12 protein-coding genes are annotated in these 15,670 nt (G+C 61.8%); 6 read left to right on the forward strand and 6 right to left on the reverse strand.

Annotated features, from left to right (window positions below):
• Positions 1-56: 56 nt before the first annotated feature.
• Positions 57-905 (forward strand): metallophosphoesterase family protein, encoded by an 849-nt coding sequence (locus ACK4JY_RS00120; protein ID WP_409601967.1) that lies wholly within the window; start codon positions 57-59, stop codon positions 903-905.
• Here the strand turns inward: ACK4JY_RS00120 and ACK4JY_RS00125 are convergent.
• The 4 genes from ACK4JY_RS00125 to ACK4JY_RS00140 all read right to left on the reverse strand — a co-directional run bounded on the left by ACK4JY_RS00125 (position 891) and on the right by ACK4JY_RS00140 (position 6,688).
• Entirely contained in the window at positions 891-2,237 is a 1,347-nt protein-coding gene (locus tag ACK4JY_RS00125; RefSeq protein WP_409601969.1) for an O-antigen ligase family protein, read from the reverse strand. The genes ACK4JY_RS00120 and ACK4JY_RS00125 overlap by 15 nt on opposite strands.
• 44 nt (positions 2,238-2,281) lie before the next feature.
• A complete protein-coding gene (locus ACK4JY_RS00130; RefSeq protein ID WP_409601971.1) occupies positions 2,282-3,580 on the reverse strand; it encodes a hypothetical protein in 1,299 nt (432 codons plus the stop codon).
• Positions 3,577-5,823, reverse strand: a complete 2,247-nt coding sequence (locus ACK4JY_RS00135) for a GumC family protein (RefSeq protein ID WP_409601973.1) — start codon at positions 5,821-5,823, stop codon at positions 3,577-3,579. Before ACK4JY_RS00135 ends, ACK4JY_RS00130 begins: the two co-directional genes overlap by 4 nt.
• A gap of 172 nt (positions 5,824-5,995) precedes the next feature.
• Positions 5,996-6,688, reverse strand: a complete 693-nt coding sequence (locus tag ACK4JY_RS00140) for a polysaccharide biosynthesis/export family protein (RefSeq protein ID WP_409601975.1) — start codon at positions 6,686-6,688, stop codon at positions 5,996-5,998.
• Between the two features lie 414 nt (positions 6,689-7,102).
• Between ACK4JY_RS00140 and gmd the strand changes: the two genes are divergently transcribed.
• The 5 genes from gmd (at position 7,103) to ACK4JY_RS00165 (ending at position 12,465) form a co-directional block, all read left to right on the forward strand.
• Positions 7,103-8,179 (forward strand): GDP-mannose 4,6-dehydratase, encoded by a 1,077-nt coding sequence (gene gmd / locus ACK4JY_RS00145; protein ID WP_409601977.1) that lies wholly within the window; start codon positions 7,103-7,105, stop codon positions 8,177-8,179.
• The gene (locus ACK4JY_RS00150) at positions 8,169-9,125 is read left to right on the forward strand and encodes a GDP-L-fucose synthase family protein (RefSeq protein WP_409601979.1); all 957 of its coding nucleotides are present in this window, start codon (positions 8,169-8,171) and stop codon (positions 9,123-9,125) included. The genes gmd and ACK4JY_RS00150 overlap by 11 nt, the downstream gene beginning before the upstream one ends.
• Positions 9,125-10,387: a WcaI family glycosyltransferase gene (locus tag ACK4JY_RS00155; RefSeq protein WP_409601981.1), complete on the forward strand. Its 1,263-nt coding sequence runs from the start codon at positions 9,125-9,127 to the stop codon at positions 10,385-10,387. The genes ACK4JY_RS00150 and ACK4JY_RS00155 overlap by 1 nt, the downstream gene beginning before the upstream one ends.
• A 111-nt stretch (positions 10,388-10,498) precedes the next feature.
• The gene (locus ACK4JY_RS00160; protein WP_409601983.1) at positions 10,499-11,158 is read left to right on the forward strand and encodes a class I SAM-dependent methyltransferase; all 660 of its coding nucleotides are present in this window, start codon (positions 10,499-10,501) and stop codon (positions 11,156-11,158) included.
• A gap of 38 nt (positions 11,159-11,196) precedes the next feature.
• On the forward strand, positions 11,197-12,465 hold the full coding sequence (locus ACK4JY_RS00165; protein WP_409601985.1) for a hypothetical protein: 1,269 nt from the start codon (positions 11,197-11,199) through the stop codon (positions 12,463-12,465).
• 7 nt (positions 12,466-12,472) lie between these two features.
• On the opposite strand, the gene ACK4JY_RS00170 is transcribed toward ACK4JY_RS00165, so the two are convergent.
• Both ACK4JY_RS00170 and ACK4JY_RS00175 read right to left on the reverse strand, forming a co-directional pair.
• On the reverse strand, positions 12,473-13,738 hold the full coding sequence (locus tag ACK4JY_RS00170; protein WP_409601987.1) for a glycosyltransferase: 1,266 nt from the start codon (positions 13,736-13,738) through the stop codon (positions 12,473-12,475).
• Between the two features lie 220 nt (positions 13,739-13,958).
• A complete protein-coding gene (locus ACK4JY_RS00175) occupies positions 13,959-15,548 on the reverse strand; it encodes a right-handed parallel beta-helix repeat-containing protein (protein ID WP_409601989.1) in 1,590 nt (529 codons plus the stop codon).
• Positions 15,549-15,670: the final 122 nt, after the last annotated feature.

Consider the following 15,670-nt stretch of genomic DNA (forward strand, 5'->3'; position numbering starts at 1 on the left):
CAGCAAATGCACAAGACGATTTGGATGAGCGCGCCCGACGCCCGCGGACGTCACTCATGATCTCGAGATTCTTCCAGCGGAAGCCAAAGGTGGCAGCGCCTCAGGCCCCGGCTGTGTCCGCCGGGACGGTCGTGTGGGCGATCGGCGACATTCATGGTCGCATGGATCTCTTGAAGCCGTTGATGGACGCCATCGAGGTGGACGCCGCGGCGTCATCGGCCGGGCGGAAGGTCGTGATCTTTCTTGGCGACTACATCGATCGAGGTCCGGATTCCCGAGCCGTTTTGCGCCACCTGGCCGAACTTCCGACGGACGGCGATATCGAGTGGCGGTTCCTCAAGGGGAACCATGAGGACGCCATGCTCAACTTCCTGGAGGATGGATCAACCGGTCCCCGGTGGTGCGAGTATGGGGGAGATGCGACGCTCCGGTCATATGGCCTGCGGGTTCCTGACATGAGGCATAAACCCGAAGCTTGGGCTCACGTCGCCGCTGACCTCCGTCACCGCCTGACCGCCCGGGAGCGGACCTTTCTCGAAGACCTCGAAATGTCGGCAGTCGTCGGAGACTACTTCTTTGCTCATGCGGGGGCTCGCCCCGGCCTGCCTCTGACACAACAGGACCCGCAAGACCTTATGTGGATCCGACGCACCTTCCTCGAGAGCGATGTGGATTTCGAGTGTGTTGTCGTGCACGGCCATACGCCGACGGTTGAGGTTTACGCGGATAGGCGTCGCATAGGGATCGACACCAAGGCCTACAGTTCGGGACGACTCAGCGCCCTGCGGATCGAAGGCGCGGAACGGGCGATTATTCAGACCGTTCCGCGCCCGGAGGGCGACCATGATCCAGCTGCAGTTGTGGCGGCCGCAGTGGATCGCCGGGCCCTTTCATCCGTCCCGTAGCGCCCGAATCCGACGTCTGCGCCTCGGTATCTCTTCGAGGGTGTGCGCCGAGAGCTCGAGGATTGCGCAGCACATCGCAAAGACGGTGGCCAAGGCCGCGGTCCGGAGCGGATAATCGACGACCGAATGAAGCAGGACCATCACGATGGCGACCGTGGCGGCGCGCTGGATGTCTCGCTGTGTCCCTACGCCCCCTGTCCAGGCGGACCATGACCGCCGGGCGAACCAGACCAGAAACACCACCACCACGCCGATGCCCAGGATCCCGGCCTCAAGCCATATCTCCAGGTACTCATTGTGCGCCTGGTTGAAGAAGGTCGCGTCCAGACGCTCCAGCGGCTCAACGGAACGATAGACGGCGTCAAACGAGCCAATGCCGCTGCCGAAGGGCAGGTAGGATTCGGCGGCCTCCACAACTACCGGCCAGTTCTCAAATCTGCCTTCCGCCGCCCCGCCGCTTCCAAAGCGGTCAAGGATAGGCCCCAGGGCGAAGAAAGAGACAGCTACCATTGCCACGGCTGCCCCGGCCATGATCCCGAGGATTGACAGTTTGGGTCGATCCCTCCCGGCGGCCAACCATGCAACAGCAAGGCTTGCCAGCAGGCTCGGCCCAACCAACAGCACGCCGACACGCGAGCGAATCACGCCCAACGCAATAACCATCAGGGCGATGAACAGAGCGGAAATCCAAAGCGTCACATTTCCTCTTCCGTCGCCCCGCCGCAGATCACGTGCACCCAAGGCAGCTGCGAAAGGTATGGAGAGCAGGCAAAGCGTGGCGAGGTGGTTCCGGTTGGCGAAGAAGCCCACGACGCTTCCTGCATCCGTGCTGCGCCAAGGATACAGCCGCTCGCTGCCGCTTGCGAGCTGGGCGCTCCCAAGGAGTACGCTGACCACGGCGCCGGCCAGCAATACTGCAATGAGCCGAAGCCTCGTGTTCGATCCGCACGCCAGGACACCCAGAAACATTGCTATCGGCGGGACCAGCGCGAGAAACGAGCGCCAGGTTAGATCCGGCGTGAGGCTCAGGGGCGCCCAGCCGGGCGATATCTCAGCAACATCAAGCGCGAGACTGAGTTGCTCACGGCCGGGGAGGCCGGCCCATATCGCTGGAGGGAGCGGTATGAGCTGTATGAGCGGCAAGGCGCCGATCGCGACAATGATCCCTAGGGCCAGCTTGCTCGCGGGCTGATCGGACGCACGATAAAGGCTGGCCACAGCAGTCACGAGGAGCGGCAAGGCCGCAAGTTCCACGAGAGCAAGCCGCATCTCATGCAGCCGGCTTGCTCCACCGAGAACGAGCGCGACGAAAAGCAGCGCGGCCGCCGCCATGGCGACCGGGTTCCACTGATTGCGCGATAAGAATGCCAAGTTATTCAATCGAAGCCCTGCGCATCCTGTCGATTAGCTGCTGTGGTCGTCTGGCCAGCGACCGGTGTAATCTTGACCCGGTCGAACCACACGACAGTGTTGGACTGGCTGTCCCCGGCGCGAGGCGCGAGGCGAAGCCACTGAGCGGTGCAGCCAGATGTCGGTATGGTGAAGACAGCTGAGGACGCTTCCCACACCTCGCTTTGCTCTTGGCTGACGAGGGTCCGGGCGAACAGACGATCCCCGGTCTCGAAGCAGGTCAATGTCCATGCCAGACGCGGATCACGCGGCCGAACCTCATAGCGCTGCTCCCACGACAGCGAATAGTCGCCCGCTTTCAGCAGGATCAACTGCTGCAGGGGCATTCCTCCGCCATACCCATCGTAGTCGATCCGCACCGCGGGATCGCTCTGACGGATATCATCCTCGACCATCTCGACATTCAGGCCTGGGGCGACGCCCATTCGCCATCCGAACGGCAACACCTGGGCTTCGGCAGCCGTCGAGAAGTCGCCGTTCTGGAGGGCAAGGGAGCCGGACGGACGATTTATCCGCTGGCGTAGAAACTGGATCGCCGGCAGTCGGCTCTCAACGGCCCACGTGCTGTAGAGCCGTTCAAGTTCATAGGGCTGCAACGGGCCATCGGTCTTTTCCAGCGACATAGCCAGCGCCAGAAGGATGGCCGATCCCTCCGGTCTGTCGTACAGCGACGAAAAATACTCGTCCCTCCACGGAGGCCGGAGGGCGAGAAGCTGCGCAAGCGCCGGGAGGGCGCGAGGATCGTTCGCCGCCGCCGTTGTGAAGAGATTGAATATCTGCGGGCGCACGTCGCTGCGCCGACGGACGAGCGTGTCGGCGTGTGCGAACGATGACCCGTAGTTCCCCACCCGCAACCGCTGCTCGACCAGCCAGGCGTGGGCGGGATCGTCGCGCAGACTCCAGTTGCCTGCGAGGGTCAGGAGTTGATCAGCCCGTTCCGGGAACCCCAGAGCGGCGTCGGCAAGGCCCCGGACCCTGAGCGCACGGGCGTCGAACGGGGCTCGCACCAGCGCCTCGTTCGCGAGCGCGGCCGCATTCTCAGATCGTTCGGCCGCTTGCTCAATTTCCGCGGCGCGCCTCAGGACGGAGGGGGATGATGGCGCGAGCCTCAACGCAGCGGACGGTGGCAGCCGATCCACGAACGGCGGCTGAACGATCTGCCACGCCAGGAAAACCGCAGCTGTGATCAGCCCATACTTCAACCAGCCGACGTCTTTGTCAGGAGGGCCGGCTGCGGGGGGCTTGGCTTTCGGCTCGTCAGTCACGTGCGCCTTTTAGCCCTTTTCGCATCGGCCTGGGCGGGGTCTCTGCTCCCATAGTTATAATCGTAGGCATAATCATAACCACCATACTGGGTGGTCTTGGTGTTGAACTTGGTCAGAACCGCGCCGAGAATCCGGCCGTTGCCAACCATCAGCCGCTTCAGCGCCCCTCTGGCCTGTGCGCGACGCGTCCCCTTGGACTCAAGAACAAAGATTGTCCCGTCAACCGCCGCCGCCAGCAACGGAGCGTCCGCAAAGCCGAGAACCGGAGGCCCGTCAATGACGACATGGTCGTAGATTGCGGCCGCTTCTTCAAGCACCCGGCGGAGGCGGTCGCCGCCCCAAAGCTCAGCGGGATTGGGCGGAAGCGGTCCGCAGGGAATAAAGTCCAGACCCTCGTGCGCTGTCGGCTTGGCGAGAGTCCTGAGGTCCGCTCCTCCAGAGAGCAGGTTGCTCATTCCTGCATCGTTCTCGGATCCCAAGACGCGGTGCATTGACGGGTTGCGCAAGTCGCCGTCGGCGAGGAGGACCCGACGCCCCAGTCTCGCGAGGTTCACTGCAGTTGCATATGCCGTAGTCGACTTGCCTTCAGCGGGGCGCGAACTCGTCACCAGAAGGCTGCTTGGCGCCCCGTTGGGGGTCGAAAACTGCAGGCCGGTCCGCAGGGAATAATAGGCCTCGGAGAAGTTCGATCTTACATCGGCCAAGGCACTGGCCGGGGTCACTCCCTTGTCCAGCAGGGGAATGACCCCAAGGACGGACAAGCCGACCTTTGACTCCACATCTTCCGGAGACGCCACAGTCTCGTCGAGGGCTTCCAGCAGGAATGCGATCACCACGCCGAGGCCAATGCCGAAGAGAAGCGACAGGAGCAGGTTTACCGCAAGACGGGGGGCTGAGGGGCGTTGAGGGGCTTGGGCGCGATCGACAATCGAGATGTTGTTGGACGCGAGGTTGCCCGCAACACCGACCTCCTTATAGCGCTGGAGAAGTCCATCATAAAGCGTGCGGCTGGTGTCGAGTTCCCGCTGAAGTATGTTGTATTGAATGCTGCGGCTTCTGAGATCCAGCACGTCATCCTTCAGGCCGTTCACCTGCGCTTGCAGCGCGCGTTCCTGGTTCGCGGCAACTACGTATTCGCCGCGAATAGAACTGCGGATGCCGTTGGCAATGGCGTTGATTTGTTGCGCGAGCTCGTCGATGCGCGCTTTGAGTTGGACGAGTTCCGGCCACTCTGGCTGGTAGATCTGGAGTTTCTGCTGATATTCCGCGTCAAGCTTGGCGCGTTCTTCAGTCAGTCGCTGGATCGCGGGATTTTCGAGCACATCAGGGAGCGTCATCAGGGACGCCCCTTGAGCTTGCCGCCACTTTTGTTCCGCGGCGACGCGTCCAGCCCGGGCCTGAGACAATGACGAGTTCACCACCACCAGATTATTTGTCGTCAGCGACTGAGCTTCACCATTCTCGGCGCTGGCCTCCCGCACGTTGATAATCTGCTCATTGGTTGCATAAGTCACCAGCTGCCGCTCGGCATCCTCAAGTCGAGCCTTGGTCTGTGCGATACGTTCCTCGAGGAACTCGCGAGCGTAGGACGAGGACTGATACTTGCGATCGAGGTTCGCCTGGATGAAGTTTTCGGCGAAGGCATTGACTATCTGGGCAGACAAATCCGGGCTGGGACTGTTGAACGATACAGAGACCAAACGGGAGCCCCGGACCGGAGCGACCGACAGATTATCCTGCACGGCTTTCAGGACAGCCTGACGCCGCTGGGCGGAACGTTCCGAAGCAGTCGCAGCGTCGCGCTCAGAGGCCGAGACCCCCATTTGATCAAGAAAGCGGTCCGAGGCCGCCAGCCCAAGACTGTCGATGACGCGCTCGGCGAGTGTCCGGCTTCGCAGAATTCCATACTGGGTCTGGAAGAACTCCTCGCCCTGGATCATGGATTCCCTAGGTTGGACTTCGTCGACGTTCAGCACTCTCGCGGCTTCGCGATCAATCTGCAACGTCGCGGTCGCCGTGTAGATTGGGGTGGTGAGGACCGTGGCCGCAGTCCCGATAACCAAAGCTGTAAGAATGCTCGCGATGATGACCAGCCGGTATTTGACCGCTAGCCTCCAGTAGTCCGCCACATTAAAAATTGACTCAGCAGCGCCGGTTCCGATCGGGCGGGCCGTCGGGTGCGTGGCATTTCGCTCTCCTGGGGAGATGCGGGGGGCTGCGGGACCTTCGCCGACCATATTCATAAACCTAGGGTAGGTGTTGCGCGCGAGCGCGCTGGATAACCGAGAGTCAGAGATCGGCCCAACAGGCGCATTCGCTTGTCCCTCGACTCGATCTTTTCGAGGTCGGTGCGAACTGCGTCAAGGAGGACCGAGGGTGTTTCGATCGCGCTCCAATCAGCAGCGCCCGCGTGGATCAGAAGTAACCAAATACGGCGAGGCCCGGCAAGGCGGACACGACCTCGCGAAGAGCCGCATTCAGACGGGAGGTGTCCACAACGATTATGTCGTCACCCCGCAGAACGGGGTCCGGCGCTTGGCCATTTCGGATGTCCGCCAGATTAAACACCGCGACCATCCGACCGTCCGGGGCAGTCCGAAACACCGCGACGCTCTCGAGATCAGCCGTTCTGGTTGCCCCTTCGGCCATCGCAACTGCCTGCATCAGGGTTGTCGTCCCACGCATTTCATAGACGCCTGGCTTGGTGACGGCGCCGTCGATGGTGATCTTCTGGCCCGCCGACTCCATTATGGTCACGGCCACTCGCGGATCCCGGAGATACCGGGCGCCAAGGCGCTGTTCGACCTCCCGGGCGAACTCCTCTGGCGTAAGGCCGGCAGCCGGAACGGATCCGACCAGCGGAATCTGGATATCCCCGGCAGCATCGACAACCGCCTCTTCGAGCGAGAGGTCGGGAACCTGGAAGACGACCAACTTCAGTTTGTCGGCAGCGCCCATCCGGTAACCGGAGTCTAGCATCGCGGCGGCCTCACTCTGGAGAAACACCGGATCGACCGTCCGGGCGACGGTTTCAGCCGCGATCTCGCGCTTTCCCGACGCACAGGCGGCAAGGCAGAGCGTCAACATGATAACCAGAGGAAAACGCATTATGTCCGACCTTGAAAATGTCGCTCGATAGCCAGCGCCGCTCATCTGGCGCTCGTCAATAATTGCGCCGGACGCGGCGCGGCCCACTGTCTAGCACTCGTTGCGAGCGTGTCACGCCCTGCCCGTTGTTTTTTGTCCCGCCAGCACCCGTCCGCCAGGAACCCGGCGCTGTCGTGGCGGAGGAAGGTTCTATGCGGCCCGACGATTGCGGAAATCTCGGCGGCCCGGCAGGGGAGTGTTGCGGAAGCCAACCCGATTGGTGCAACTAGGCGCAGGCTATGCCCTGCGACACCGATGCTGCTTGGGCATGCGCAGTCCGGCCCCTTGAGTTCACGGCATCCTCGTGGACCCAGGCATCGCGTTTATCCTCCCAGATGTAGGAGGTGACCCGAAATTCGAAGGAACGAGAAAGACATGACTGGAAACGGGGAGGGCAAGGTCGCCCTCATTACCGGAGTCACCGGGCAGGACGGAGCATACCTTTCCGAGCTGTTGTTAGACAAAGGGTATCTGGTTCACGGCGTCAAACGGAGATCTTCTTCGTTCAATACAGGGCGCATTGAAAATCTGTATCAAGATCGGCATGAAAAGGACCAGCGGTTTGTTCTCCATTACGGAGACATGACTGACAGCACCAACCTGATCCGCATCATCCAGCAAGTCCAGCCGGATGAGATTTACAATTTGGCGGCGCAGAGTCATGTTGCGGTGAGTTTCGAGACGCCCGAGTATACGGCAAATGCCGATGCGACCGGGGCTTTACGTCTGCTTGAGGCTATTCGTATACTGGATATGGAGAAGAAGACGCGCTTCTATCAGGCCTCTACTTCGGAGCTTTACGGCCTGGTGCAAGAAGTCCCCCAAAGCGAACGTACGCCGTTCTATCCTCGTAGCCCATACGCAGTGGCTAAGCTTTATGCTTACTGGATCGTGGTGAACTATCGCGAGGCTTATGGTATCCATGCGAGCAACGGCATCCTGTTCAATCACGAGAGTCCTTTGCGAGGTGAGACGTTCGTGACGCGGAAAATCACCCGTGCCGTGGCCGCGATCAAGCATGGGTTTCAAGAAAAACTGTATCTCGGCAACCTCAATGCACGCCGTGATTGGGGGCATGCCCGCGAATATGTCCGGGGTATGTGGCTGATGCTCCAGCAAGACCAACCGGACGATTACGTTCTGGCCACCGGCGAAACCACCTTGGTACGGGACTTTGTGACCAAGGCCTTTCATGAGGTTGGCATCACGATCGAATGGTCAGGCTCGGGCGTCGACGAGAAGGGGACCTGCGGTCACACGGGCAGGTGTCTGGTAGAGGTGGACCCGCGGTACTTCCGCCCCACTGAAGTTGAACTTCTGATTGGCGACGCCACGAAGGCAAAGGAGAAGCTCGGCTGGGTCCATGAGACAGGCTGGGAAGACCTCTGCGCCGAGATGGTGGCCGCCGACCTGATCGCCGTCCTGAAAGAGCAGCGACACAATGGAGGCTGAGCCCGTCTTTCCCCTTGCCGGCAAGCGGGTCTGGGTGGCCGGGCATCGAGGTATGGTTGGTTCCGCCATCGTGCGAAGGCTCGAATGCGAGGAATGCGAGATCCTGACCGCGACGCGGGATCGCGTCGATCTGCGACGTCAGGATGAGGTGGGCGCATGGATGGAGGCCAGCCGGCCCGATGCCGTGTTTCTGGCCGCCGCGAAAGTTGGGGGCATACTGGCCAACGACTCTTATCCGGCCGATTTTCTGTACGAGAATCTCATGATCGAGGCGAACGTCATCGAGGCGGCTCGCCAGAACGGGGTGAGCAAGCTCCTGTTTCTTGGCTCATCCTGCATCTATCCCAAATTCGCTGACCAACCGATCCGGGAGGAGGCGCTGCTCACGGGGCCGCTCGAGCCGACGAATGAATGGTACGCAATCGCCAAGATCGCCGGCATCAAGCTGGCTCAGGCGTACAGGCGGCAGTACGGGCTGGATTTCATCAGTGCGATGCCGACCAATCTGTTTGGCCCCGGCGACAACTACGACCTCAATTCAAGTCACGTCATTCCTGCCCTGATCCGCAAGGCGCACGAAGCCAAACTCGCGCATGCCGATCACATCGTCGTCTGGGGTTCGGGAACACCACTGCGGGAGTTCCTGCATGCCGACGACTGCGCCGACGCATGCGTATTCCTGATGAAGTTTTACTCGGATTTCGCCCACGTCAACGTGGGGTCTGAGGCCGAGTTGTCCATTCTTGCCTTGGCGGAAATGGTATGTGAGGTGGTTGGCTTTGATGGTGAAATCCAGCTCGACCGCTCAAAGCCGGACGGTACGCCTCGCAAGCTGATGAGTGGAGAAAAGTTGCGGTCGCTGGGCTGGAGCCCGCGGATCGCGCTTCGTGACGGGCTCGCATCGGCCTACGACAGCTTTCTGCTTGCCTCCGGGCGTGGCGACTAGTGGACACCCGAAAGCGGGCGGCCCGCGAAGACCGTGCTCTGAAGGTTCTGTTTTGCGGCATGCACCATGCGCCCGAGCTGATCGGCATTGGAAAATACAGCGGGGAGCTGGCTGAGCACCTCGCGTCGGTCGGGCATCGGGTCACGGTGGTGACCGCACAGCCCCATTACCCGGAATGGTCGGTTCGTCCGCCATACCGGAACCGCTATGCAGACGAGACCTGCAATGGCGTTCGGATTCATCGCGCACCGCTGCTGCTCAAGTCTCCGATGAAGGGCGTCTGGAGGTTGATAGCGCCGCTCAGCTTCGCCGCGTTCGCTTCCCCTGTCGTTCTATGGCGTGCATTGCGCGAGCGCCCGGACGTGGTCGTCTGCGTCGCTCCGACACTGTTTCTGGCCCCGGCCGCGTGGCTCGCGGCCCGGATGACGGGCGCCGGATCTGCGCTACACATCCAGGATCTGGAGATCGACGCGGCATTCGTGGTCGGCCACCTGAAAGCGGGGCTCATGCAACGCCTGGCGTTGGGCTTCGAGAGATGGGTTATGAGACGGTTCGACCGGGTCATCACCATCTCGGGCAGAATGGCAGAGCGCATCGTCGCCAAGGGCGTCGAGACCGGCCGCGTTACGGTGCTGCGGAACTGGGTTGATCTCGAGAAGATCAGACCCCTCGAAGGGCCGAATGGCTATCGTCAGACGCTTGGCGTTCAGGACGACCAGTTCGTGGTCCTCTATGCCGGTGCGATCGGGCGCAAACAGGCGCTGCATATCGTTCTTGAAGCCGCGACCTTGCTCGGTGATCGAGCCGACATTCGCTTCATCATCGCCGGTGATGGGCCAGAGCTTCCGGTACTGAAGGGCCGCTATGAAAGCCAGCCCAACGTCGACTTTCTGCCCCTCCAGCCGGCGGACAAGCTGTGCGACTTGTTGAATGCGGCGGACGTGCATGTCCTGCCGCAGGATCGCGACATGGCCGATCTGGTGCTGCCGTCAAAACTCGGCGGCGTCCTTGCGAGCGGTCGCCGGCTGGTTGTTATGGCCGACCCCGGAACCGAGCTGCACAGCTTCCTGGGGGATGTTGCGACGATCATCGAGCCTGGAAACAGCGGCGCGCTGGCGGACGCGATCGTGCACTTGCGTGGGGCCCCTGGCGGACTGCATGCGGAAGGCGTCGCACTCGCGTCGAAGCTTGACGCCCGACGCAACCTCGGAGATTTTGAAGCCCTTCTCAGAGGGCTCGCGCGAAGGTCGTTCACCGTGTAAGTGGCGTCGGCTCGCGCGCGCAGCAGCCATGGCGGCTGGAGTGTGAAGCGTTCTTCGGGGACGCCCGCCGACTTGGAACCAGCCTTCAGCAAAATGGTAAAGACCCACACAATGTCGATTGATGATCTAAACGTACAGTATGGCGCTGGCTGGGATGCCGCGCCTGGATGGATCAACTTCGACTCTTCACCCTCGCTGTGGTTGGAGCGGCTGCCTCTGATTGGCGGCCTTCTCAAGATGAACGCCGAGCGCTTCCCCGCCGGGATTAGGTTTGGGGATATAACCCGCGGGCTGCCGGTGCCAAATGCATCTGCCAAAGCCGTCTATGCGAGCCATGTTCTGGAGCACCTCAGCTACGCGGATGCCCTGAAGGCCGTTCGGAACACGCGCGACCTGCTGAAGACGGGGGGCGTCTTTCGCGTCATCGTTCCCGATCTCAAGGTCAGGGTCGACCGCTACATGGCGGCGAGTGACTCTGGCGACCCAGAGGCAGCGTCACGATTGATGCGCGAGACTTTGCTCGGGCGCGAATCCAGGGCGACTACCCCAATCGGCTATCTCCGCGCCCTGATAGGCAACTCCGAGCACCTCTGGATGTGGGATGAAGCATCCCTCCGGCGGGTGTTGGAAGAAGCGGGCTTTGTTGAAATTAGACGGTGCGACCTCGGAGACGCCGAGGACCCCGATTTTCGCGTGGTCGAGCGAGCCGACCGCTTTCGCGACGAGGGGCTGGACGTGCGGGAACTGGCGATGGAAGCCCGCCGCCCGTGAGGCCTGCAGGCCGCCTCCTGCCCGGGACGCAGTGAACTGTGTCAAAGCTTCAGGATACGCTGAATATCAGCAGCCAGATGGTGGTGAAGCTGATTTCGATTCCCTTCAGCCTCTTTGCTGTCGGGTTGGCGACGCGCCGCTTGTCGGCATCGGACACTTACCTCCTCCTCGCGGCCCAAAACTCCCTGATTCTTTTTGGCCTTTTGCAACTCGGTCTCGGAGCCTTCATTCTCCGACGGGTGTCGCACGACTGGGCGCGTGATCATGCCATGCGATCCGCCCCTGACGTCCGGGGCGCTTTTGCGCTCATCATCTGTGCCGTCTCGATCAGCCTCGTGGCCGTAGCGATAGCCGTTCAACGGGGAAGCGTTCACCCGTCCATGGGGGCCCTGCTCATTATCTGCGTCGTCTCGCTCGCGGGGCAGGTCGCCGATCAGGTGCGTTTGGCGATCGGCGAGCTGTTCAAGACCAACCTCTTCCTGGGGGCGACTTATGTGATCTGTGCGGTCCTGCTCGCCTTGGCGCTGTGGGAAGAACGGCCGATTCTGTGGTTGCTCTTCGTGGCTGCGTTTGCGCCCCAGTTCATCGCCAGCATCATGTCCTTTGCGGCGATGATCACCCGTGCTGATTTTCGCGAGCTGATCTGGCCGCGAGCACCCTTCGATTTTCCGGGCGCACTGCGGGAGTCGGTCCCTCTGCTTCTTGGCTCGGGCGGAACCGCCCTCTTGTTGAGCCTGCCGCTCGCCGGCCATGTCCTTCCCGGATTTCCGGTGATCGAGACCGCTTCCTTGGCCTGCCTTCGCCTTTTCACCAGTGGGCTGACGCTGTGTTATTTCGCCCTTCAGCCGTTAACGCCGATACTGCTCAGGCACCGGTACCGCGACCCGGCGAAGTTCAGGGCGCGCGCTATCGCGTTTCTCTCTGTTCTTGTTGCGGGCTCTGTCGCCAGTGGCCTCGTGTTCAGTCTCGCTGGTCCCGCGTTCATCGGCTTGTGGCTTGGTTCCGTTGAGGTTTCCTCGTCGCTGGCGATGGTTTGGGGCGTCATTTGCGCCCTCTGGCTGTTGCTGACCACGATGGCCTATTTCGGCCAGGCGACATCTCGGCCGGTGCTCGCTGCGGCTTGTCCCTATCTGGCCTGCGCCGCGACGGTCGGGGCGGCGTTTGTCATGCCTGGCGCTCCCGTGGAAGCCGTGCTCAGCGTCGGCCTTTTGGCGGGTGCAGGCCTGGCCGGCGCCGGGGCGATTTTGGCGATTACCGACACCGTCGGGCCGCCTGCTCCCCCGGAGCGCCGGTCAGGGGTCGGCTGACGCCGCGTTACAGGTCCGAGCCTAAGGCCGGCGTTCGGGCATGGTGCTGGACCGTCTCTTCGGTAAGCTGCGAAAGCAGTGCATCCAGAGCGGTAAGCACCGGCCCGCGCTCGAAATGGACGGATGTCGCCAGCGCTTGTCGGGAGAAGCGTTCATAATCGCCGACGATCTCCTTCAGGGCGGCCTTGGCGGTTTCGAGGTCGAAGTCGATGACGCGCCCGGCGCGCTCTTCCTCGATGTACGGCGCATCCGCTTCCCGGGACAGCAGTAGAGGCGTGCCGCAGCTCAGGGCCTCGAGCGACGCCAGCATGGTTTCCTCGAACATCGTGGGAACGCCGATGAACACATCGGACGCGTAGAAATAGTCGAAGCGCTCGGCATATATGCCCGTGATGATGCGAATACTGTCAGGGAAGGCGCTATTGGCTGCGTGGCGACGTATCTCCTGCTCGAATCCCTCGTCCCTGCCAATGATGAGGAACTGTGCCGTGTCATCTCCGGACTCGGCTTTCCATCCGCAGAACAGGTCGATTGCACGCAGAATCCCCTTCTTGGGATGAAATCGGCCGAGGAAGCAAAAGATCAGAGCCTCCTGCGGAAGCTCCAGCGCGCGCCGCACGGCTCGTCGAGCTGCCGGCGCCTTTGCTCCGTTTTCGAACCAGCCCGTCCGGTCGCTGGTGGGGTGGTCGAAGTGAAGCGGAAGAATGGAAATACGGTCCTGACTGGCCCGCGCCCCAAAGGCGGACATCAGCTGGCGATACTCTCCCGCCTCGTGCTCATTCTGCGCAATGGCCAGATCAAGGGATTTCAGGAACGGACCCATGAGGAGACGGTCGTAGGCGGCCCGCAGTCGCGACGGCTTTTCATGCAGGCCACCGAACGCTGAGTGAATGATCCTCAGGCGACGCCCCACGACAAAGCGCGCGAGAAGAGCGTAGAGGTTCACCGCGCCCCGGAGCTCACCGAGGTGAAGGACCACCAGCCCCTTGTGCCGTTTCGCGAGCCGAACCAGGTCCCACAACATACGCACGCTGGGGGTATGGATATTCCGACGCGCCAGTCGGCGGCTTAGGAAGCCATATCGCTGAACGCTATAGTTCTGGGCGTCGTCGAAGCCGGAGGAAACGACGCGCTGACGTTCGTCAAGATTCCCCGCCAGAACCCAAGTGTCGACCCTGCCCGCCATGTGCCCGGCATACCCATAGAGGATCCGAACGACACCGCCGAAGGCCCAGCTTGGCGCGTAGGTGCTGCACATTTGGATGTAGATCATCGTGGGTTGGATCCGTCAGATGGTAGGCGACACGTGCTTGACATAGCCGTTCAAACCAATGGCCAGACCATGATTGAGGACGGGCGCCTTTTGGCGCCGCCCGGCTGTGTCTCGGGCGCATTAACTGGGGGAGGAACTGCTTCGGCGCATGAACCATTCCTCCTGCATCGGAGCGTCGGACTGATGGCGGGAATCCGGTGCGCTGTCGAGGCGTCGCGGGTCAGGACAGCGGCGTCCCGGGCAGACTCACGTCGCCTGTTCGGTTGTCGTCGAACCTGTTGTCCCGCATTGTCGTCTTCGCCGCAGGCACCCCCGACACGCCCCATGCGCCATTGTTGGCGATCCGGTTGCCAACGAGCTGGAAGCGACCAGCGGATCCCAGGACGACGCCGCCACCATCGTTGTGGCTAATGTCGTTGTTCAGCAGATCTCCGTCTCCCCCGAGAAAGAAGATGCCCTGTCCGGCATTGTCAGCAAAGCGATTGTCACGAAGGTCGTGTCGGGCCGCAGCCGTCCGCGGGGAGTGGCTGCGTGACAAGAAGCCGTGCTCTCCATTGTCGGTGACGGTGTTGCGGGTCACCGTGGCCGCACGAATATCCTTGGTACAGATACCCGTCTTTGCGTTGTTTCGGATCACATTGCCGACGATGCGCGAGACCCCATCGGTTGAACCTTCGCCATTCGGGTCAAAGACGCACACGCCATACCAGCCGCAGTCTTCAACCAGATTGTCTTCGATCCGGACATCGGTGGCATTGGCGACGCCAATCCCGGCTGGCGCCAGCATTTCGATCTCCGTCGTGAGATTTGTTCGCCTGACAGAGTTGCCCGCAACTACCGTCCCATCAACGCCCTGGATGTATATCCCAGCCCCGAAAACGCGACCGTAAGTTGACTGGCGAACCGAGCCGCTAATGTTCGAGACCGTGTTACCCGTCACGCGTATATTTTCAAATTTGTCCAGATTGCTGCGATAGACGAGAATTCCATAGCAGCCTTGCTCATCGACGACATTATTCTCGATGCGGATGTTGTGGAACGTAAAGGGTTCCGATGTCGCAGTGGACTGAACTCCGATCCCGGTGCCGGCTCCATTTACGCACCGATTGTCGGCGATGAGGATGTCGCTGCCGCCGTTGACCACCAGGATGTCGTAGCCCGTGGCGGTATGGTCATCGGCGACGGGGTTCACGCTAGAGGCTCCGACCCCGCAGGATCGAACGACGGCCGTCGAGCAGTTCTGCAGCGTCACGCCGCCGCGGCGATGTCCGCTGACCGTCAGCCGCTCTATCCGTATCCCTGTACAGTCTCGCAGGAGGATGGCGTGACCGTGAAGGAAGTTCGGGCCCGCCGGGCCAGGCGTGACGTGGAGATCCGCGACGGTCAGATCCTGCAGCCTGTCGCCCCAGAGGGCTGCCGCCGATGCGCCTCCTGCCGATTGGATGATCCTCGACCTGTCCCCTTCGCCTCGAACAATCTGGCCAGCGCGGAGCACAAGAGGGGCCGTTATCCTGTAGTGACGGTCTGCGCCAGGCACGATCACGGTCAAGGCGGCGTCGAGGGCTTCCTGGATCGCGGCGGTGTCGTCATGTCGTCCGTCGCCCCTCGCCCCGGTCATCGTCACGTTGACCTCGGACTCGCTGAGCACGAACCAACGGCCGTCGGATATCCGCCGCCTTCGCCGGTTGGCCATTGTCGTTGATTGATCGGAATCTTGCCGGTACAGGGCCGCCCCCACGCCAGGCCGGTCATATCCGGAACTGTACACTGCTGTGACGGAGGTCGGCAGTTGCAGGCTGGAGAAGTCCACAAACGGGCCGCCCGTGGCTACCTGCGCATGTGAGGGCGAACCCTGCGTAACGGTTGTTGAGAGCCCGACGACCCCCGCGACCATCAAGGAACGGCGCGTAAAAGCGTTGGGGTGTAGCTGCA

This window comes from Brevundimonas sp. (assembly GCF_046295595.1).
Taxonomy (GTDB): Bacteria; Pseudomonadota; Alphaproteobacteria; order Caulobacterales; family Caulobacteraceae; genus Brevundimonas.